Origin of the sequence: Microbacterium sp. SA39 (assembly GCF_000967865.1) — a bacterium.
GTDB lineage: Bacteria > Actinomycetota > Actinomycetes > Actinomycetales > Microbacteriaceae > Microbacterium.
Genome location: NZ_JXRU01000028.1, coordinates 20,682 through 40,905 on the forward strand (window position 1 = coordinate 20,682; position 20,224 = coordinate 40,905).

General features: G+C 66.8%; 16 protein-coding genes. 10 read left to right on the forward strand and 6 right to left on the reverse strand.

The window, feature by feature from the left end; genetic code table 11:
- The first annotated feature begins 39 nt into the window (after positions 1-39).
- Positions 40-885 (forward strand): NAD-dependent epimerase/dehydratase family protein, encoded by an 846-nt coding sequence (locus RS85_RS04600; protein ID WP_046012260.1) that lies wholly within the window; start codon positions 40-42, stop codon positions 883-885.
- Between the two features lie 84 nt (positions 886-969).
- Here RS85_RS04600 and RS85_RS04605 read toward each other — a convergent pair whose 3' ends face one another.
- Entirely contained in the window at positions 970-2,259 is a 1,290-nt protein-coding gene (locus tag RS85_RS04605; protein WP_235282334.1) for a D-arabinono-1,4-lactone oxidase, read from the reverse strand.
- Positions 2,260-2,319: 60 nt separating this feature from the next.
- Between RS85_RS04605 and RS85_RS04610 the strand changes: the two genes are divergently transcribed.
- From RS85_RS04610 to arfA, 5 genes are all read left to right on the forward strand, one after another.
- Entirely contained in the window at positions 2,320-3,366 is a 1,047-nt protein-coding gene (locus RS85_RS04610; RefSeq protein ID WP_046012262.1) for a LacI family DNA-binding transcriptional regulator, read from the forward strand.
- Between the two features lie 162 nt (positions 3,367-3,528).
- Positions 3,529-4,866, forward strand: a complete 1,338-nt coding sequence (locus RS85_RS04615) for an extracellular solute-binding protein (RefSeq protein WP_046012346.1) — start codon at positions 3,529-3,531, stop codon at positions 4,864-4,866.
- Complete coding sequence (locus RS85_RS04620; RefSeq protein WP_046012347.1) at positions 4,866-5,831, forward strand: carbohydrate ABC transporter permease; 966 nt, start codon at positions 4,866-4,868, stop codon at positions 5,829-5,831. The genes RS85_RS04615 and RS85_RS04620 overlap by 1 nt, the downstream gene beginning before the upstream one ends.
- Positions 5,831-6,751, forward strand: a complete 921-nt coding sequence (locus RS85_RS04625) for a carbohydrate ABC transporter permease (protein WP_052703399.1) — start codon at positions 5,831-5,833, stop codon at positions 6,749-6,751. Before RS85_RS04620 ends, RS85_RS04625 begins: the two co-directional genes overlap by 1 nt.
- A gap of 52 nt (positions 6,752-6,803) precedes the next feature.
- Complete coding sequence (gene arfA / locus RS85_RS04630) at positions 6,804-8,339, forward strand: arabinosylfuranosidase ArfA (protein WP_046012263.1); 1,536 nt, start codon at positions 6,804-6,806, stop codon at positions 8,337-8,339.
- A gap of 67 nt (positions 8,340-8,406) precedes the next feature.
- On the opposite strand, the gene RS85_RS04635 is transcribed toward arfA, so the two are convergent.
- From RS85_RS04635 to RS85_RS04650, 4 genes are all read right to left on the reverse strand, one after another.
- Complete coding sequence (locus RS85_RS04635) at positions 8,407-9,597, reverse strand: bifunctional 2-methylcitrate synthase/citrate synthase (protein WP_046012264.1); 1,191 nt, start codon at positions 9,595-9,597, stop codon at positions 8,407-8,409.
- Between the two features lie 83 nt (positions 9,598-9,680).
- Positions 9,681-10,586 (reverse strand): methylisocitrate lyase, encoded by a 906-nt coding sequence (prpB, locus tag RS85_RS04640; RefSeq protein ID WP_046012265.1) that lies wholly within the window; start codon positions 10,584-10,586, stop codon positions 9,681-9,683.
- Positions 10,587-10,692: 106 nt separating this feature from the next.
- Complete coding sequence (locus RS85_RS04645) at positions 10,693-12,219, reverse strand: MmgE/PrpD family protein (protein WP_046012266.1); 1,527 nt, start codon at positions 12,217-12,219, stop codon at positions 10,693-10,695.
- A complete protein-coding gene (locus RS85_RS04650; RefSeq protein ID WP_235282335.1) occupies positions 12,216-12,944 on the reverse strand; it encodes a GntR family transcriptional regulator in 729 nt (242 codons plus the stop codon). The genes RS85_RS04645 and RS85_RS04650 overlap by 4 nt, the downstream gene beginning before the upstream one ends.
- 1,239 nt (positions 12,945-14,183) lie before the next feature.
- Here RS85_RS04650 and RS85_RS04655 point away from each other — a divergent pair.
- The 3 genes from RS85_RS04655 to RS85_RS04665 all read left to right on the forward strand — a co-directional run bounded on the left by RS85_RS04655 (position 14,184) and on the right by RS85_RS04665 (position 18,436).
- Positions 14,184-14,507 (forward strand): hypothetical protein, encoded by a 324-nt coding sequence (locus RS85_RS04655; protein ID WP_046012267.1) that lies wholly within the window; start codon positions 14,184-14,186, stop codon positions 14,505-14,507.
- A 515-nt stretch (positions 14,508-15,022) separates the two neighbouring features.
- The gene (locus RS85_RS04660) at positions 15,023-16,147 is read left to right on the forward strand and encodes an HlyD family secretion protein (protein WP_046012268.1); all 1,125 of its coding nucleotides are present in this window, start codon (positions 15,023-15,025) and stop codon (positions 16,145-16,147) included.
- A 42-nt stretch (positions 16,148-16,189) separates the two neighbouring features.
- Complete coding sequence (locus tag RS85_RS04665) at positions 16,190-18,436, forward strand: peptidase domain-containing ABC transporter (protein ID WP_046012269.1); 2,247 nt, start codon at positions 16,190-16,192, stop codon at positions 18,434-18,436.
- 120 nt (positions 18,437-18,556) lie between these two features.
- Here the strand turns inward: RS85_RS04665 and RS85_RS04670 are convergent, their stop codons facing one another.
- Entirely contained in the window at positions 18,557-19,540 is a 984-nt protein-coding gene (locus RS85_RS04670) for an EamA family transporter (protein ID WP_046012270.1), read from the reverse strand.
- A gap of 39 nt (positions 19,541-19,579) precedes the next feature.
- Here RS85_RS04670 and RS85_RS04675 point away from each other — a divergent pair, with 39 nt between their 5' ends.
- Entirely contained in the window at positions 19,580-20,116 is a 537-nt protein-coding gene (locus tag RS85_RS04675) for a CGNR zinc finger domain-containing protein (RefSeq protein WP_046012271.1), read from the forward strand.
- Positions 20,117-20,224: the final 108 nt, after the last annotated feature.

Sequence of the window (20,224 nt, forward strand, 5' to 3'; positions counted from 1 at the left end):
CCCGGCCCGACCGGCCGGCAGGCGTGGCACTCTGGAGTCATGCGCATCGCTCTCACGGGATCATCGGGCAAGCTCGGCCGCGTCGTCGCACGCGAACTGCGCGCCCACGGGTACGACGTCATCGGCATGGACGTCACGGGCGCCCGCGGCCCGGACTTCGTGCAGGTCGACCTCACCGACTACGGCCAGGTCGTCGATGCGTTCACGGCGGTCGGCGACACGCATGAGGGCATCGACGCGGTCGTGCATCTCGGCGCGATCCCGGCCCCCGGCATCCGTCCCGACGTCGCGACCTTCCACAACAACATGCCGGCGACCTTCAACGTGTTCTGGGCGGCCGTGCGGCTCGGCATCCGGCGGATCGTCTACGCGTCGAGCGAGACCGTGCTCGGGTTGCCGTTCGACGTGCCGCCGCCCTACGTGCCGGTCGACGAGGACTACCCCGCGCGGCCCGAGTCGGTGTACTCGCTCGTGAAGACGCTCGAGGAGCACATGGCGACCGAGCTCGTGCGCTGGCATCCGGAGGTGTCGATCGCGGCGCTCCGGTTCTCGAACGTGATGGACCCCGAGGACTACGCCGCCTTCCCGTCGTTCGACGCCGACGCGCTGCTGCGCAAGTGGAACCTCTGGGGCTACATCGACGCCCGCGACGGCGCCCAGGCGATCGAGCGGGCACTCGAGAATGCGGCTCCGGGGTTCGATCGGTTCATCATCGCGGCGGCCGACACCGTGATGTCGCGGCCGAACGCCGAGCTGCTCGCCGAGGTCTTCCCGGATGTGCCGGTCAAGGGCGAGTTCGGCCCGAACGAGACCCTGCTGTCGATCGACAAGGCTCGCCGGGTGCTGGGGTTCGACCCGCAGCACTCCTGGCGCGAACACGTGTGAGGCCGAGGCCGACGCCTTCCGGTCGCAGTTCGTGCCGCCCCGGACCGACGCGGACGGCAGGAAGTGCGACCGGAGCGAATGGGGCTACAGCCCCAGCCGCTCCAGATACGGATTCACCAGACGCCGGTCGGGGTCGAAGCGCGCGGCCAGGGCCGCGAAGTCGTCGAAGCGCGGATACCTCGAGCGCACCTCGGCGGCGTCCAGCTCGAAAACCTTGCCCCAGTGCGGGCGGGCGGTCGTCGGCAACGCGGCCTCGATGATCGGCAGCAGCGCCCTCACGGCCGCCTCCTCGGGTTTCCAGGTGAAGTGGATGCCGACGGCATCCGTCCCGGACGACGAACTCAGCCACAGATCGTCAGCCTTGACCGTGCGGATCTCGTTCACCAGCAGCAGCGGCGCGATCTGCCCGGCGAGCTGCCGCACCGCCTGGATGGCCGCTACCGCGTCGGCGCGGGGCACGAGGTACTCGGTTTGGATCTCGGCGCCGGCAGAGGGGGTGAACTCGAGCTTGAAGTGCGGCAGCCGCTCGAACCAGGGTCCGCCGACTCCGCCCTGTTCGGTGCAGGCGACCGGGTCGACGCCGAGGATCGGATGCCGCTTGCTCACGGCCGCCTCGGCACCGAGCTTCTCGAACAGCGACTCGCGCGCCGACTCGTGCGCCTCGGGGAGCCGCTGCTTCACCCAGATCTGGTCGGCGATGTCGGTGCGCTGCCAGGTCGAGAAGATGCTGACACTCGTGCCTGCGGCGGTCACCTCCTCGAAGTCGCGGAGGATCGCCTCCCAGTCGGGATGCTCGAACACGAACTGCGCGACCTCATACGTCGGCTCGACGTCGAGCGTGACGTCGATCACGGCGCCGAGCGCGCCGAGACTGACGACCGCGCCGTCGAAGTCGTCGTCTCCCCGACGCAGGGAGTGCATCCCGCCCATCGGGGTCATGATCGTGAGGGCGCGCACCGCGCTCGCGAGCGAGCCGATCGCGTCACCGGAACCGTGAGTGCCGGTGGCGACGGCACCCGCGACCGAGATGTGCGGCAGCGAGGCGAGGTTCGCGAGCGCGAGCCCCTCCGCCTCGAGCAGCGGGGCGATGTCGCCGTAGCGCAGGCCTCCGGACACCCGCACGGCATCCCGCTCGGGCGCGATCTCGAAGACCCGCGGCATGCCGTCGAGCGCGACCAGGATGCCGCCGGTGTCGGCGACGTCGTTGAAGCAGTGCCGCGATCCCAGCATCCGCACCGGACCGCCCTGGCCGAGCACGTCGCGCAGCTCATCGAGCGATGCGGGGTGCGCGATCTCCGATGCCCGATAGGTGAGGTTGCCTGCCCAGTTGCGCTCGATGACCATAGGCGCCATATAACCACGGATCACGTCCATCGAACGATCGGCTACATCGATGTACTGCGCGCGCCGAGACGCGCTCGCTAGGCTGACCGGATGACAGTCACGCCCCCGCCACGCGCGACGATGAAAGACGTCGCCGCTCTCGCGGGAGTCTCGACGAAGACCGTCTCCAACGTCGTGACCGGCACCGTCGCCGTGCGCGAGGAGACGCGCCGCAAGGTCGAAGCCGCGATGATGCAGCTCGACTTCGTGCCCAACCTCAGCGCCCGGGGCCTGCGCAACGGCCGCTCCGGGATCATCGCCGTCGCACTCCCCGATCTCGCCACCGCCTTCTCGGCCGAGCTGCTGCACCGCATCGTCGAAGCAGCGCACGAACGCGGCCTCGCCGTGCAGATCGAGGAGACCGCGACCGAGCCGGAACGCGAGAAGGAGCTGGTGTCCCGCGCCAGGGCCCACCTCGTCGACGGCCTGATCCTCAACCCGATCCGCCTCGAGGACAGTGTCGTGCGCTACGCCGATCGCCTTCCTCCCGTGGTCGTGATCGGCGAGGTCGAGCAGAATCGCGCGGATCACGTGCGCATCGACAGCCGTCTCGCCGCGGCCGATGCCACCCGGCACGTGCTGTCCCGCGGCGCCCGGCGGATCGCGGTCATCGGCGCGGACGACGACCCGTCGATCGCGACGGCCACCAGCAGGCTTCGGCTCGAAGGCGTGCACGATGCACTCCGCGATGCCGGCATCCCTCGGGATCCGGCCCTCGAGGTGAACCGACTGCCCTGGTCGATGTCGGGAGGAGCGGATGCCGCGCGCACCCTGCTCGGCCGCGGAGTCGCCTTCGACGCGATCGTGGCCCTCACCGACTCGCTCGCGCTCGGCGCCCTGCACACCCTGCACGAGCACGGCATCCGCGTTCCCGACGACGTGATCGTGACGGGATTCGACGACGTGGAGTTCTCGAAGTACACCTCGCCGTCGCTCACCTCGGTGGCCTTCGACCGGCAGGCTTTCGCGGTCGCCGCACTCGGACTGCTCGAGACCCGCATGAACGATCGCAGCGCCCCTCCCCGCGCGCTCACGCTGTCGCATCACCTGCTGCAGCGGTCCAGCACGGATGGGCGGCCCGCCGGCTACCGGCCCTGACGCGCAGCATCCGTTCTCCGTTTTCGAATCGCGCAAATGGTCGATGTCGTGGCCACCAACCGACCATTTGCGCGATTCGAAAGTGAAATCGCACTCTTGCGCACGCGATTACATCGATGTAATGATGAGGCGTCCCCACCACCCGGTCACGAAGGAGTGACGATGACGCCCCCGCTCGATCTGTCGAGGCGGCAGTTCCTTACTGCCACCTCCCTGGCCGCCGGCGCAGCTCTGCTCGCCGGCTGCGCTCCGGGAACGGTCCCCGGCTCCGGACCCCAGACCCTGCAGTTCTGGCATCTCCTCTCCGGAGGCGACGGGGTCACCATGTCGCAGCTGCTCGACGAGGTGAACGGCGCGCAGAGCGCGTTCCGCATCCGCCCCACCGTCCTCGCCTGGGGCACGCCGTACTACACGAAGCTCGCCATGGCGGGTGCCGGCGGCCGCGCACCCGACGTCGCGATCATGCACGCCACGCGCACCGTCGGCTGGGCCCCGGGCGGCCTGCTCGACCGCTGGGACCTCGACGAGCTGGCATCCCGCGGCATCGACGAGTCGACCTTCCCGAAGCCGATCTGGGAGAAGGGCTTCGTCGGCGAGGGCATGTACAGCGTCGCGCTCGACGCCCACCCGTTCGTGATGATGTTCAACACCGACATCTGCGACGCGGCCGGCGTGCTCGACAGCGACGGCAAGCTCGCCGAGACCTCCTCCCCCGAGGAATTCCTCGAGCAGCTGCGCGCGGTCGGCGGCAAGGCGGAGGGCCATGCGCTGTCGTACGGCTACCTCGGCGACGGCGCGCAGATGTGGCGCCTCTTCTACACGTTCTACGCACAGCACGGCGGCGCCATCGAGCTGCCCCCTGGCGGCCCGGCCGTGATCGACAAGGATGTCGCGGTCGAGTCGCTGTCGCTCATGCGCACTCTCCTCGACGGCGAGATCGCCCTCGCGCAGGCCGACTACGGCAGCGCGGTCGCCGAATTCGCCACCGGCAAGAGCGGGATGCTGTTCACCGGCGTCTGGGAGCTGCGCACCATGCAGGCCGCCAAGCTCCCCCTCGACGCGACGATGATCCCGACCCTGTTCGGAACGCCGGCGGTCTACGCCGACTCGCACTCGTTCGTGCTCCCGAACCAGACGAACGCCGATCCTGTGCGTCGCGGCCTCACCTACGACTTCGTCGCCGACATGCTGAAGAACTCGTTCGGCTGGGCCGAGGCCGGGCATATCCCCGCGTTCCTCCCCGTGACGGAATCCCCCGAGTACGACGACCTGATCCCCCAGGCGAACTACGCCGAGGCCGCCCAGTACGTCGTCTACGACCCGACCGCATGGTTCACCGGATCGGGTTCGAACTTCCAGGCCGAGTTCGGCGCCGCGGTGCAGGGCGTCCTGCTCTCGGGCGACGACCCCGCCCAGGCGATCGATCGCTTCGAGGCACGCGTCAACACCCTGCTCCGACAGCCCAACCCGGCTGACCCCGAAGGGACGTTCGGATCATGATGACCACCCCCACCTCCACCCGGAACGCCACCGACTCCACCCGCACGATCGTCACCGGCTCGAAGGCCGCGACCCCGCTGCGGCGCCCCGGCTCCCGCAACCGCGAACAGCTCATCAGCTGGGCGTTCCTCGCCCCGTTCCTCGTGGCCTTCCTGCTGTTCCTGGTCTGGCCGATCATCCACGGCATCATCCTCAGCTTCACCGACCAGTCCCTCACCGGTGCGGGCGGCGCGTTCGTCGGCTTCGCCAACTACGCCGAGGCGCTCAGCGATCCGAAGATGTGGCAGTCGATGGGGAACACGGTGTGGTTCACGCTGCTCTCCACCGTGCCGCTCGTCGTGATCGCCCTCGTGATGGCGGCGCTCGTCGACCGCGGAATTCCAGGCCAGTGGCTGTGGCGGCTGTCGTTCTTCATGCCGTTCCTGCTCGCCTCGACCGTGATCTCGCAGATCTGGGTCTGGATCTTCAACCCGCAGGTCGGCGCGGCCAACAACATCCTCGAGTTCTTCGGACTCGAGCCACTCGCCTGGCTGCAGAACCCCGACACCAACATGCTGTCGATCGTGATCGCCACCGTCTGGTGGACGGTCGGCTTCAACTTCCTGCTGTACCTCGCGGCGATGCAGAACATCCCCCCGCAGCAGTACGAGGCGGCATCCCTCGACGGCGCCGGCGCCTGGCGTCAGTTCTGGTCGATCACGCTCCCGCAGCTGGGACCGGCGACCGTCCTGATCCTGATCCTGCAGATTCTCGCCTCGCTGAAGCTGTTCGACCAGGCGTACCAGATGCTCGGCGGAGTCGCGAGCGACACCACCCGCTCGATCGTGCAGTACATCTACGAGGCCGGCTTCGTCAGCTACCGGTTCGGCTACTCGGCCGCCATCTCCTATGTCTTCTTCGCTCTCATCGTCATCCTCGGCGTCGTGCAGGCCCTGATCACGCGTCGCCGGAAGGAGCAGTTCTGATGTCCACCGCCACTGCCACCAGCCCCACCACCACCGAGACGATCACCACCGCGCAGCCGCGGCAGACGCGTCACTCGCACCTCCCCGGCCAGAAGCCCTTCGGGCCGCTGCGCATCACCGCGTTCGTCGTGCTGCTGCTGCTCGCGATCGGGTGGCTGCTGCCGTTCCTGTGGGCGGTCGCGACCGCCTTCAAGACCGAGACGGATGCCGCGTCCGGCGACCCGGGATGGATCGGCGCCGCCGGCCCCACCGTCGAGGCGTTCACCGCGATCCTCTCGCAGGGCAACGTCTACATCTGGGCGCTGAACAGCCTCTGGACCTCGGTCGCCATCACCGTGATCACCCTCGCGATCTCGGCGATGGCCGCCTACGCCTTCTCGCGACTGGACTTCACCGGTCGCAAGTGGCTGTTCGTCGTCATCATCGCCTCGATCGTCGTGCCGCCGCAGGTGCTGATCATCCCGCTGTTCTACGAGATGCTCGCGTTCAACATGATCGACACCCACTGGGGTCTGATCCTGCCGCAGGTCGTCGCACCGGCGATGGTGTTCATCCTGAAGCGGTTCTTCGATGCGATCCCGATCGAGCTGGAAGACGCCGCACGCGTGGACGGCGCCGGTCGACTGCGGATCTTCTGGTCGGTCGTGCTGCCGCTGTCGCGTCCGATCATGGCCTCCGTCGGGATCTTCGTGTTCATCGCCGCGTGGAACAACTTCCTCTGGCCGTTCCTCGTGATCAACGACACCACGCTGATGACGCTGCCGGTGGGACTTCAGACCGTGATCAGCGCCTACGGGGTGCAGTACGCGCAGGTGATGGCCCAGGCCGTGCTCGCGGCGCTCCCGCTGATCGTCGTGTTCCTCATCTTCCAGAAGCAGATCGTCAAGGGAGTCGCGACGAGCGGCTTCGGCGGTCAGTAGACCCGCCCTAGCGGCATCCAGACCCTTCCACGGCCCACTCACTAGGAGAGCAATGTCTCAGGCCCGCATCACCATCGACCGCGACTTCACGATCGCCGACGTCCCCCGGAGGCTCTTCGGCTCGTTCGTCGAGCACATGGGCCGCTGCGTCTACACCGGCATCTACGAGCCCGGCCACCCGCAGGCCGACGAGCGCGGATTCCGTCAGGACGTGCTGGCCCTCGTGAAGGAGATGGGACCGACGGTCATCCGCTACCCCGGCGGCAACTTCGTCTCCGGATACCGGTGGGAAGACGGCGTGGGGCCGGTCGAGGACCGCCCCGTGCGCATCGACGGCGCATGGCACACGATCGAGACGAACGCCTTCGGCCTGCACGAGTTCATGGACTGGGCGAAGGATGCCGACGTCGAGGTCATGGAAGCGATCAACCTCGGCACCCGCGGTGTCGAGGAGGCACGCGCCATCGTCGAGTACGCCAACCACCCGGGCGGCACGTACTGGTCGGACCTCCGGCGCAAGAACGGAGCGGAGCAGCCGTTCGACATCAAGCTGTGGTGCCTCGGCAACGAGCTCGACGGTCCGTGGCAGATCGGCGGCAAGACCGCCGGCGAGTACGGGCGTCTCGCGCAGGAGGCAGGCAAGGCCATGCGCCTGGTCGATCCGTCGATCGAGCTCGTCGCCGTCGGCTCCTCCGGTCGCTCGATGCCGACATTCGGCACCTGGGAGCACACCGTGCTCACGCACGCGTACGACGAGGTCGACTTCGTCTCGATGCACGCGTACTACCAGGAGCACGACGGCGACGCCGAGTCGTTCCTCGCCGAGTCCGTCGACATGGACGCCTTCATCGAGGGCGTCATCGCCACGGTCGACGCCGTCAAGGCCGCGGGCAAGCACACCAAGCAGGTCGACATCTCGTTCGACGAGTGGAACGTGTGGGACCAGGTCAAGTACAACGACGTGGAGGCCAAGGAGATCGAGAAGGCCGGTTGGCGAGAGCATCCGCGGCTCATCGAAGACACCTACTCGGTGACGGATGCCGTCGTCGTCGGCACTCTGCTGAACAGCCTGCTGCGGCACGGCGACCGGGTGAAGATCGCCAACCAGGCGCAGCTCGTGAATGTGATCGCGCCGATCCGTTCGGAGGAGGGTGGAGCCGCGTGGCGGCAGACCAGCTTCTGGCCGTTCGAGCGGATGGCGCGCCTCGCGAAAGGCCGCATCCTGCGCCTCGCCGTCTCGGCACCGCAGATCGAGACGAAGCGCTACGGCGGGGTCGATTCGGTGGATGCCGCGGCGACCTGGGACGAGGCCACCGGCCGCGTCGTGGTCTTCGTCGCGAACCGCTCGCTGTCCGAGTCGAGCGACCTCACGATCGACCTGCACGGGCTCGGCGACCTGCGCGTCGTGAACGCCGAGACGCTGACCATCCCCGTGGGTGGCGACCGCCACACCTCGAACCTCGAGACCGCGCCCGACTCGGTGCGCATGGTGCCGCTCGGTGCGGCCGAGGTCGTCGAGGGAGCGGTGCGTGCGACGCTGCCTCCGCTGTCGTGGTCGGTCATCGAGCTCGACGTGACACGGGCGTAGGTTCCGGTCGCGAAAAGGCCCCGATACCTTCGCGGTATCGGGGCCTTTTGGCGACCCGAGCGGGTGCTCAGCCGGCGGCTTCCTCCGGGCGCTCGAGCACGTCGATCGCGGCGGTGTCGGGCTCGTACTCCTCGATGTGCCGCTCCTCCGGACCGTTGTAGGCCGACAGCGGTCGGATCAGCGCGTTCGACGACTGCTGCTCGATGATGTGCGCGGTCCACCCCGTGATGCGGGCGGCGACGAAGAGCGGCGTGAACGTCAGGGTGTCGAAGCCGATGAGGTTGTACGCCGGGCCGGAGGGGTAGTCGAGGTTCGGGTAGATGCCCTTGCGCGAGACGAACTCGCTCTCCAGCTTCTCGTACAGCTCGCCGACCTCCGGCTTGTCGAAGTGCGCGACGAGAGAGTCGAGCGCCACTTTCATGGTCGGCACGCGCGAGTCGCCGCGCTTGTAGACGCGGTGGCCGAAGCCCATGATCTTGCGCTTCTCGGCGAGGGCTTTGTCGAGCCAGGCCTCGACCTGGTCGGCCGATCCGATCTCGTCGAAGATGTGCATGACGGCCTCGTTCGCCCCGCCGTGCAGCGGCCCCTTGAGCGCGCCGATGGCACCGACGACCGCGGAGTACAGGTCGCTGAGGGTCGACGTGATCACCCGGGCCGTGAAGGTGGAGGCGTTGAAGGAGTGCTCGGCGTACAGAATCATCGAGCGGTTGAACGCGTCGACGACGGGGGCATCCGGCTCCTCGCCGAAAGTGAGCCAGAGGAAGTTCGCGGCGTAATCGAGGTCGTCGCGCGGCTCGATCAGCTCCAGCCCGCGACGCCGACGCTGCCCGTAGGCCACGATCGCCGGAAGCGCGGCGAACAGGGTGAGGCTGCGCTCGAGGTTCTCGTCGGGCGTGCCGACGGCATCCAGCACGTTCGCGATGCCGGCGGTCTCGATCGCGCCGATCACGCTGACGGCCGTGCGCACCTCGTCCATCGGGTGCGAGTCCAGCGGCAGCCGATCGATCGCGTCCTTGACGACGGCCGAGAGTGCACGATGCTTCCGCTCGGTGAGGCGGAACGCCGCCAGCTCGTCTGCCGTAGGGAGCTCGCCGTTCCAGAGCAGGTACGCCACGGCCTCGAACGGCTGCGTGGCGGCCAGCTCCTGCACGGGGTATCCGCGATAGAGCAGGCTGTTCGTCTCGGGGTTGACCTTCGAGACCGCGGTCGTGTCGACGACGACGCCCGCGAGGCCCTTCTTGATGTCCGGCTCGGCCATGGTCACTCCTTCGTGTGATTACGGTCGTTGAGCGAGGAGCGAAGCGACGAGACGAAACGCGCGTTTCGTCTCGCTCCGCTCGCTCAACGACCGGTGTCGAGTGTGAAGTTGAAGACTCCCGAGTCGAAGTGGTTGTACGACTCGTAGTCGATGAGGTCATAGAGATCGGCGCGGTGCTGCATCTCGCCGAGCTTCGAGGTCAGGTGCCCCTCTTCGTTCAGAGTATCGAGCGCACGGCCGGATGCCCCCATCGAGATGCGCAACAGCGACACAGGCCAGATGACGAGGTTCACCCCGGCATCGCGCAGCTGGTCGACCGAGAAGAGCTCGCTCTTGCCGAACTCGGTCATGTTCGCGAGGACCGGCACGTCGAGCGCGTTGGCCATCGCCTCGAACTCTTCCAGGGTGCGCATGGCCTCGGGGAAGACGGCATCCGCTCCGGCATCCACCAGCGCCTTGGCGCGATCGATCGCGACGTCGAGCCCCTCGATCGCGCGGATGTCGGTGCGCGCCATGATCTGGAAGTTCGGGTCGCGGCGGGCGTCGGCGGCGGCACGGATGCGCTTGATCGCGGTGTTCTCGTCGACGACGCTCTTGCCGTCGAGGTGCCCGCAGCGCTTGGGGTTGATCTGGTCCTCGATGTGGGTGCCGGCGAGACCGGCATCCTCGAGCTCCTGGATCGTGCGGGCCACGTTCATCGGCTCGCCGAAGCCGGTGTCGGCGTCGACGATCGCGGGGAGGTCGGTCATCCGCGCGATCTGCTTCGCGCGGCCGGCGACTTCGGTGAGCGTGGTGAGGCCGATGTCGGGCAACCCGAGGTCGGCGGCGAGGACGGCGCCCGAGATGTAGACCCCGTCGAAGCCCTTCTGCTCGATGAGGCGGGCGCTCAGCGGATTGAACGCCCCGGGGAACCGCAGCAGCTCGCCGCTCGCCAGCCGTTCGCGGAACAGCCGCCGCTTCTCTGCCGGGGTGGTGGTGGAGTACAGCATCAGCGGGTCTCCCTCGTGTCAGGGCGTTTCGTCTCGCTTCGCTCGCTCAACGAGCGAAGCCTCCGGTCGTTGAGCGAGGAGCGAAGCGACGAGACGAAACGCCGCATCAGAACAGGCCCTTCGGGGCATCGGCCGACTCGAGCAGCCCGGGCTTCGCCACGATCGACAGCTCGGCGACCTCGGCGGCCGTCAGCTCGGGGAGGCGCTGGACGAGTTCCAGGAACCGCTCGATCTCAGCCGGTTCGAGCACGGGCTCGGCCAGCAGACGGAACTTCGCGATGTAGTTGTCCCGCGCGAACGGACGGGCACCGAGCGGATGCGCGTCGGCCACGGCGATCTCGTCGATCACGGTCGTGCCGTCGGTCAGGCGGAACTCGACGCGACCGCCGAATGCCTTCACGTCGGGGTCCTCGGAGTGGTAGCGGCGCGTCCACTCGGCATCCTCGGCCGTGGTGATCTTGTGCCACAGTGCGACGGTGTCGGCGCGGCCGGCACGCGACGGCGCGTAGGAGTCGACGTGGTGCCAGCCGCCGTCCTGCAGCGCGACCGCGAAGATGTACGGGATCGAGTGGTCGAGGGTCTCGCGCGATGCCGTCGGATCGTACTTCTGCGGGTCGTTCGCGCCCGAGCCGATCACATAGTGGGTGTGGTGGCTCGTGTGGAGCACGATGGCCTCGATGTTCGCGGGATCGCGGAGCGACGGGTTTTCGGTTCCGAGCTTGCGCGCGAGGTCGATCCACGCCTGGGCCTGGTACTCGGCCGAGTGCTCCTTCGTGTAAGAGTCGAGGATCGCGCGCTTCGGCTCGCCCGCGGCAGGCAGCGGCACCTCGTACGCGGCATCCTTCCCGTCGAGCATCCAGGCGATCACGCCGTCTTCGCCCTCGTAGATCGGGGCGGGGCTGGTCTGCCCGCGCATCGCCCGGTCGACCGCTTCGACGGCCATCTTGCCGGCGAAGGCCGGGGCGTGCGCCTTCCAGGTCGAGATCTCGCCCTTGCGGCTCTGCCGGGTGGCGGTCGTGGTGTGCAGCCCCTGGCCGACCGCTTGGTAGATGGTCTCGACGTCGAGCCCGAGCAGGGTGCCGATGCCGGCTGCGGCCGACGGGCCGAGGTGCGCGACGTGGTCGATCTTGTGCTTGTGCAGGCAGATCGCGCGCACGAGGTCCATCTGGATCTCGTAGCCGGTCGCGATGCCGCGGACGAGCGCCCGACCGTCGGCACCGACGTGCTGCGCCACCGCGAGGATCGGCGGGATGTTGTCGCCCGGGTGCGAGTACTCCGCGGCGAGGAAGGTGTCGTGGTAGTCGAGCTCGCGCACGGCCACGCCGTTCGCCCACGCCGCCCACTCGGGGCTCGTGCGGTGGTCGAGGGCCGCGCCGAAGAGGTTCGCGCCCGCGCCTCCGGTGGAGACGGGGTGGCTGAACGCCTGCGCGCGGGCCGCGTTGATGGGCGCACGCGTGAGGGATGCCGCGGCGACGGACGCGTTGTCGATGATGCGGTTGATGATCATGTCGACGACGGGCTGCTCGACCTCGACGGGATCGGCGGCGACCTCGGCGATCTTCCAGGCGAGCTGGTCTTCACGGGCGAGGTTCTCGTCGCTGCGGTGCACGCGGACGTGGTGTGTGACGGTCATGAGACTCTTTCGGTCGTTGAGCGAGGGGGGTTCGTTGAGCGAGCCGCAGGCGAGACGAAACGCAGAGACGAAACGTGTTCAGGGAGCGAATCGAGGATGCCGGTGAGCGCATTGTGCAGGTGCACGTGCGTGGCGTGGGCGGCGAGGTCACCGTCGCGAGCGGCGACTGCTTCGGCGATCGTGCGGTGCTCCGCGGCGGATGCCGCGAGTCGCGCGGGCTTGTCCCGGGCCATCCGCCGCACCCGCACGAGATGGGTGCGCACGGTGCGGAGCGCCGAGGCGATGTAGTCGTTGGCGACGGCCGCATCGAGGGCGGCGTCGAAGCGGGCGATGAGAGCGTAGTAGGCGTCGCGCCCCTCGACGGCGTCGAGGTTCACGTGCGCGAACTCCTCGGCGAGGGCGGCGAAGAGCTGGGCGTCGCCGCGCGCGGCGGCGAGGCGGGCGGACGTCTCCTCGAGCGCGCGGCGGATCTCGAACAGCGAGCGGATGTCGTCGGCATCGAGATCCGCGACGACGGTGATCCGCGGCGACTGCTGCACGACGAGGCCGTCGGCGATGAGGCGGCGCAGGGCCTCGCGCAGCGGAGTGCGGCTCACGCCGAGGCGGGCGGCCTGCTCGACCTCGCCGAGCACCGTGCCGGCCTCGAGCGATCCGGACTGGATGCCGTCGAGCAGAGCAGCGTAGGCGCGATCACTCGCGGACGTGCGCTCGACGGAGAGGGTCATGTCATTAGTGTATACATAAATTGATTGAAACGGAGCCGAAGTCGACCTGAGCAACACCCTCGTATACATTGCCGACGTGACCCGCCCTGGCGGGTGCCCCAATCACGGGCAACACGGTCAGACGATCTTGCGGGGAGCCGCGGCTGCGCCAGGCATGCCCTCGCACGTGATTCACTCAGACGCGCGATCGCCGTGGTTGCCAGCACACCGATGCTGATCCCGTTGACGAGGCGGTCGGGCTGAGCCCGTCGGGCATCGCCTACGCGCGGAAAAGCATCACGGAGACCACGGAGTGGAGGATCGCGATCAGCAGCATGCGCCGCCGACCCGCGCAGTGGCTACACGCACGAGGAAGAGCAGGCCGATGATGGCCCCGACGGCATCGGCGAGGATGACCGGGACCATCCAGACCGGGGCATCCGTCGCGCTGCCTTAAGGGGCCCGCATCGACAAACGATACCAATGGCCAAGGCCACTGGCCGAAAGCCAGTCCACCGATAGGGGGACAAATCGAGATATGCCAATATACCGTCGCATTTGGTCTTGACCGTGCCGAACCTACCTCACATAATTCAAGAGTTGCGCCGACTCATCGGGCAACGCTTATCACATCGAATCGGGGAATCTTGTGAAGACTGGCGATGCATCCGAGAACGCGATGACGAACTCCACTGCCTCAGATGCGCCGGGCTGGATATCGGTGGCAATGGGACTTTTAGCCGGAGTCGCGGTGTGGTCTCCGTTGGCCGGTTCGGCGCTGGGCATGTCTTTGGTCGCCGCCTGTTGCGCAGCCGGGATGCTTTTTCTCTCCGCTAAGACTGCGACGTTCACTCCCCGCCGAGGCGCGACAGCTCGACTCATTTTAATGATTGCGACACTCGTCGGCCTCTTTGCGACCTCAATCTGGGGTTCCACTCTGGGATTGATCTGGCTTGTTTGGCTTGCCGCCCTCGTGGCTGCCGTCATCGTGGCTGCCAGCCTATTCGTCGCGGGTCTTCGGCGCGACGAAACGGCAACAGCTGCCTGAGTATTCAAGACGCATTCACGCGATTCGTTCGTACGGGCCCGCGCTGCGGGCGCCCAATGGCACTCTCGCGTGTCAATGAGTGCCGCGGATGTGCGCTGCAAAGCATGGCGACGAAACCAAGGCCAACTGTAAAATACTGGACATCTTCTCATAGATGCGATTACCGTCATCGGTGGCGGAATGGTTTCGCTAAATTAAAGACCGGAGATGAAATGACTGCAGTTCTGGAACGCCCCGCAGGATACCTCGATTTGCTCGACGAGGAATTCGATGACATCGACGGAGGTATCACCTGGGGCGCCGTCGCCGCTATTGTTACCACCGCTGTTGCGGCAGGCGGAGCAACATACGCTGTCGGCCAAGCCGCTGGCGAGCGCGCGTACCATGCGGGCCTTCGCAACTCGTACTACCAGCAAGTTAAGTGGCAGGTGCGCGGGACCGTCGTCGGCTTCGCCAGTTCAATCGGTCTCGTCGGCACCATTGCCGGGGCCCTTGTGATGACCGGATTTGAGAACAAGTTCTACTCGATGGGCTGACGAAAGGACTCGGCGGTAGCTGCTCCGTGGTACACGGGCAGCTACCGCCGTCATGCGAATGAAGACACCAGTAGCTCTCCAGTACCCCCGCGAGCTCGCTCGCGACAACAGTCCGCGCTGAGATCTCCATAGGAGCGCTCGGCGAGATCGCAACCATCGGTGCGACGCTGACAAGAGCGATGCGACGCGCTGGCCTCCCTCCCGCAGGGCCCCTCATGCAGTGCAGCGGGATCACTGCCGATGGCCCCCGGAATTTCATTCTCCGTCAGACCAAGGAGGAGCCTAAGAGCGTCCCCGGCTTCGCTACCTGCGTGGCGCAATCGCTACCGCAGTGCGTGCTCGCTCGCTCGCTTCGAAGGTGAGGCATCCGATCTCGGAATCGTCTATAGCGCCATCGAGGTCTATGCATATGAGATGGAACTCGACCTGACGGGCGAGTTCCACCTCATCTTCATCGAACAGGTGGATCTCCATGTGACAGTCGACGTATTCGCATCCACTCTGGCGTCGCGGCCGTGAGGGTCGTCTCTCTCGGCCAGCTCACAGACAGTCGGCTCCTGTACGAGAAGCGGCCGCCGCTCTTCGGGTTCATCGTCATCGCGCTCGTCCTCCTCATCCTCGTCACAACCATCGTGTGGGCATCTAACACGACACGTCCGAGCGTAATCACCGCGGTAGGGACCGTTCAGGGTGCAGAGCGCTCCACGATTGTGAGCACCGAGTCGGGCCGAGTGTCCGAGGTGCAAGCACCGAACGGAACGGTCGTGGAAGCGGGCGTCGCCATCTTGAAACTCGAGAGCACTGAGCTTGCCGTAGAGGCGCAAACTCTCCAGGCGCAGCGCGACGCTCTAGTGGCCCAGGCCGACCTACAGGCACGGTTCACGGCGGCGGTGGCGAACAGCACGAACACTTTCAACATGAGCGATCCTGCCGAGGCACACTTCGGCTACCAGTTCGAGACGCTGCAGAACAAGAAGTCTCAGTTGCGGATCGACCGCCCAAGTTTGGAAGCGCAAGGGTACTCGGCCGTCGAGATCGACAACGCTGTCAAGGGGAACACACTAGAGATGACCGAGCTCGACAAGAGCGCGCTGGCCGACTCCACCAAGATCGAGACCGACCTGCGCATCCAGATCCAAGAGGTCGACATCCGGCTCGGCGGACTCGAAACGGGGAAATCGGCCTACACGGTGACGGCGAGCCAGTCCGGCGAGGTGTACCTGGACGCCCGGGTGACACCTGGGAGCGTCATCTCGGCGGGGACGCCCATCGGTACGATCTCCTCCACCGAAATGGGCATCACGCTGGACGCCTTTCTGGCCGTGACCGACCGCCAGTTCGTCGAAGAGGGTGACACGGCCCGGATCACCGTTTCGGGACTCCCCACTTCGGACTTCGGCAGCGTCGACGGCATCGTCGCTGCAATCGATTCCGACACCACTACCGTGAGCGACGGCAATGCAGAGTCAACGGCCGGGACGAGTTTCTTCGTCGCGGAAATCGAGCTCGAGCATTCCTATATCTCCAGTAAAGGCAACGGTAAACACCGGCTCGTCAACGGCACGGCCGTAGACATTTCGCTCACGTATAACGAGACGACCTACTTCGACCATTTCCTCCACCTGATCGGGATGAAGTGAGCGCTCCGACGCCCGCTCCGACACGAATCGACGGGACCCGAGATGCCTAGAACTTCACACGTCCGGCAACTGGATCAGTCTGACTGCGCCGCGGCATGCTTGGCCTCCGTCGCATCGTCCTACCGTCGTGAGACGTCGATCACACAACTCCGCGACGCGCTAGGCACGGGCGTAAAGGGAACCACGATCCGCGGCCTGGTCAACGGCGCAGAGGCGCTGGGGTTCGAGACGTCCGCCGTACGCGTTGACAAGGAAGCGCTATCGTCGAGGTTCACGCTGCCGGCGATCGCGCACATGAGCTTTCCCGGCGGAGTCCACCATTTCGTCGTAATACACCGCGTGCGACGCACGCGGGTCAAGGTCGGCGACCCGGCCGCGGAACGGGTGCGGTGGGTCTCGTACGACGAGTTCATTCGAAACTTCTCCGGTGTGCTCGTCCTCCTTGCTTCCGGCTCTGAGTTCGTCCAGAAAAGCGGAACGCGGCGGAGCAACCTGGCGCGCTTCATCGGCCTGCTCACGCCACAGGTGGGGCTGTTCGTCTGGGCAGTGCTCGCATCCCTCATCCTCACCGTTCTCGGCATTTCAGGGTCGATGGTGACAAAGGTGCTCTTCGACGAAGTCGTGCCCTATAGCCTGGAGAGTCTTCTTGTTCCAGTCTTCGTCCTGTTCGCCGCCGTGTACATCGTGCAGAGCCTGCTGCAGTTCGTGCGGCAGTGGATCGTGCTGCACCTGTCCCAACGGATAGACCTTCCCCTGATCCTGGGCTTCTTCCAGCACATCTACGGCCTGCCATTGCGTTTCTTCGCGAGTCGACCTGTGGGCGACATCCTGACGCGTTTCGGCGACGCGATGACGATCAAGAACGTACTAACGGGTGCCGCACTGACCGTGGTCATGGACGTGGTGATGGCCGTCATCGCAGGCGTCGTGTTGTTCACACTCGACCAGACACTCTTCTTCGTCGTCGCCGTCTTCGTGATCGTAGCCCTCGCCCTCATAATGTCGTTCCGAATACCCTTCCGGAACGTGAACCAAAAGCAGATGGCGCAGGCCTCGGTCCTCAACTCGCGCATCATCGACGGCCTAAAGGGCGTAGAGGGCGTGAAGCTCGAAGCGAACGAGAAGCGCGAGATGGAGGGCCTCGAACGCGAGTACGTGCGAAGCCTGCGCATTTCGTTCAAGGAGGGGATGCTGGACAACGCCCAGTCGTCCATCATGGGTCTGGCGCAGGCGTTCGTCGGTCTGGTGCTGCTCGTGCTCGGTACGTCACGAATCCTCCAGGGCGACATGACCATCGGCACGTTGATGGCGTTCATCGCGCTGGCGAACTTTTTCGTCGACCCCGTGACGCGGCTGATCGGACTCCAGCTGAGCTGGCAAGAGGCGGCGCTCGCGCTCACGCGAGTGGGGGAGATCCTCGACTACGACCCGGAACCAGACTCCTCCGACGAGCTTCGCGGAAGCGGCGCCACGACCGGCGACGTCACCTTCGACGAGGTGTCGTTCGGGTACTCGCTGCGCGAACCCACGCTCCGCGACCTGTCGTTCCACATCGCGCCCGGCTCCAAGGTGGCGTTCGTCGGGGCGAGCGGCAGCGGTAAGTCCACCATCGCTCGGATGCTCCTCAAGGTGCACCATCCGGACCAGGGGGTGATCAGCTTCGGACGGATCAGCGTCGCTGACCTTGACGCGAAGGACATCCGCCGCGGGATCGGCTACTGTCCACAGAACGTCCAGCTTTATGCCCGCAGCGTGCTGGAGAACGTCAAGATGTCGAGCCCCGACGCCAGCGACGCCGAGGCCTACGCGGCCCTTCGCAAGTGCGGTATGGCCGACGTCGTAGCCCGTCTCCCTCAAAGCGCGGCAACCGTCCTCGATGAAGGAGGGATGGGGCTCTCCGGCGGAGAACGTCGTCGAATCGCTCTCGCGCGAGTGCTGATGAAGCGCGTTGACCTATACATCTTCGACGAAGTCACCAGCGACCTCGACCCGGCGAGCGAGGTCGAGGTCATGCAGGCGATCTACGACCATGTCGGAGAGTCCACGGCGATATTCGTCGCGCACCGGCTCGCGACGATCTCCGGGTGCGACGCCATCTTCGTCCTCGACGGGGGCCGAATCGTCGAGTCCGGCACCCACGACGAGTTGCTCAGGCTCGGGAGTGTCTACGCGGAGATGTGGCAGCTTCAGAACGAAAGGGTTCCGGACTTCAGGAAGCGTCGGCACTCGATGAGCCGGAGGCGCGGACCCGAGGTCGTCACCGCACCGTCCATGCAGTACCTCGACTGAAAGCCTTGGGACGCGGTCGCGCCGTGTGCCCGCGCGGCGTCGCGCTGGTCGCGAAGGCGGCCTCGTGGACACAGATTCGCCGCCCCGCCGACGGTGATCGCTGCGGTTGGCGCTGCGGCTTCACATTCGACCGGGCTCAGGAAGGGGCTCGACGAACTCGACCTCGATCGACGGCGCGGGCACCGGTTCGCCGAGCTTCACGACGACGACGCCGGCGAGCACGAGCGCGCCGCCGAGCATCTGCATCGGACCGGGAACCTGGCCGAGCAGCAGCCATCCGAAGAGCAGTGCGGCCACGACCTCGGCGAGCGCGACGAACGATGCGAGCCGCGATCCCAGCATCCGCGTCGAGGCGATGCCGAGGAAGTACGCGACCGCGGTCGCGAGCACGCCGATCGCGAGCACCGGCACGAACCACGGAACGGTCCCGAAGCGATAGGTGATGTCGTCGGTCGTCCAGGCGATCGGTACGATCCCGACCGCCCCGGCCACCGTCAGCCCGAGGGCTCCCAGCAGCAGGCCGCTTCCGGCGAGCGCGAGCGGTGGCAGCCCGGTGTCGGCCTTGGCCGACAGCACGAAGTACGTCGCCGCCCCGACCATGGCGCCGAGCGCCCAGAGGATGCCGGCGCCGTTCACCGACGCGCCGGTGAGGATGTCGAGCATGAGCACGAGCCCTGCGAACGCGATCACCGCTCCCACGATGCTGCGCCGGCTCGGGCGCTCCCCTCGACGGATCCAGAGCCAGAGGACGACCGCGACCGGGGCCGTGTACTCGATGAGCAGCGCGATCCCGACGTCCATCACGGCGACGGCCTGAAAGTAGAACAGCTGCGTGGCCGTCACGGCGAGCAGCCCGTAGGCGGCGATCAACCCGGCGTTCTTCCGCAGCAGACCCCACTTTCCGCGCAGGGAGAGGATCGTCGGGATGAGCAGCACGAGCGCGGCGACCCAGATGCGGGCGGTCACTGCGGCCCCGGGAGTCCACCCCGCGTCGATGAGGCCGCGCGCCCAGCCGCCGGACATGCCGAAGGCGAAGGCGGCGCCGATCGCGAGCGGCAATCCCACGCGGACATCGCGTGCGGCGTCATCGGTCATAGCACTCATGGGAAGTGACGCTACTCGTCGCGGATGTAAGATGTCAACATGATCTTCACCAATGACACGGAGGAAGCTCTGCGGTCGGCCGTGTGGCTCGTGAACTCTGCGGAGGATCCGGAGACCCTGGCAGATCTCGACGACTACGCCGCCTTCCTCACCGAGTTCCCCTACACGGGGCGCATCGACCGCGACGCGGCCGAGCTGGCGTCGCTTCAGGAGCTGCGTCCGCGACTGCGCGCGATGCTGCTCGCGCCCCGCGACGACATGGTCACCCGCGTCAACGAGGCGCTCGACGAGAGCACGCTCACCCCGCACCTCGTGCGCCACGATGACACCGACTGGCACCTGCACGCGGTCGCCGACGACAACCCGCTCGCCGAGCGCGTGCTGATCGAGACCGCGATGGCCCTGATCGACGTCATCCGCGCAGACGAGGGCTCGCGCATCACCGTCTGCGATGACGACACCTGTGAGGCGCTCGCCCTCGACCTTTCCCGCAACCGCTCGAAGCGGTACTGCTCGGCGACCTGCGCGAACCGCAACGCGGTCGCCGCGTACCGCGCCCGCCGCGCGGAGGTCTGAGCCCCCGGCATCCGGTCTGCTCCGGTCGCGACATGTCAGCCATCCCGCCCGCGGATGCATGACATATCGCGACCGGAACCTGATGAGGGTGCCGCACGCGAGCAGCGA

Excerpts from the sequence above, each read along its gene's own strand:
- RS85_RS04600 (WP_046012260.1), top strand. The coding sequence starts at position 40 with ATGCGCATCGCTCTCACGGGATCATCGGGCAAGCTCGGCCGCGTCGTC.
- RS85_RS04605 (WP_235282334.1), bottom strand. The coding sequence starts at position 2,259 with ATGGACGTGATCCGTGGTTATATGGCGCCTATGGTCATCGAGCGCAAC.
- RS85_RS04610 (WP_046012262.1), top strand. The coding sequence starts at position 2,320 with ATGACAGTCACGCCCCCGCCACGCGCGACGATGAAAGACGTCGCCGCT.
- RS85_RS04615 (WP_046012346.1), top strand. The coding sequence starts at position 3,529 with ATGACGCCCCCGCTCGATCTGTCGAGGCGGCAGTTCCTTACTGCCACC.
- RS85_RS04620 (WP_046012347.1), top strand. The coding sequence starts at position 4,866 with ATGACCACCCCCACCTCCACCCGGAACGCCACCGACTCCACCCGCACG.
- RS85_RS04625 (WP_052703399.1), top strand. The coding sequence starts at position 5,831 with ATGTCCACCGCCACTGCCACCAGCCCCACCACCACCGAGACGATCACC.
- arfA (WP_046012263.1), top strand. The coding sequence starts at position 6,804 with ATGTCTCAGGCCCGCATCACCATCGACCGCGACTTCACGATCGCCGAC.
- RS85_RS04635 (WP_046012264.1), bottom strand. The coding sequence starts at position 9,597 with ATGGCCGAGCCGGACATCAAGAAGGGCCTCGCGGGCGTCGTCGTCGAC.
- prpB (WP_046012265.1), bottom strand. The coding sequence starts at position 10,586 with ATGCTGTACTCCACCACCACCCCGGCAGAGAAGCGGCGGCTGTTCCGC.
- RS85_RS04645 (WP_046012266.1), bottom strand. The coding sequence starts at position 12,219 with ATGACCGTCACACACCACGTCCGCGTGCACCGCAGCGACGAGAACCTC.
- RS85_RS04650 (WP_235282335.1), bottom strand. The coding sequence starts at position 12,944 with ATGACCCTCTCCGTCGAGCGCACGTCCGCGAGTGATCGCGCCTACGCT.
- RS85_RS04655 (WP_046012267.1), top strand. The coding sequence starts at position 14,184 with ATGACTGCAGTTCTGGAACGCCCCGCAGGATACCTCGATTTGCTCGAC.
- RS85_RS04665 (WP_046012269.1), top strand. The coding sequence starts at position 16,190 with ATGCCTAGAACTTCACACGTCCGGCAACTGGATCAGTCTGACTGCGCC.
- RS85_RS04670 (WP_046012270.1), bottom strand. The coding sequence starts at position 19,540 with ATGAGTGCTATGACCGATGACGCCGCACGCGATGTCCGCGTGGGATTG.
- RS85_RS04675 (WP_046012271.1), top strand. The coding sequence starts at position 19,580 with ATGATCTTCACCAATGACACGGAGGAAGCTCTGCGGTCGGCCGTGTGG.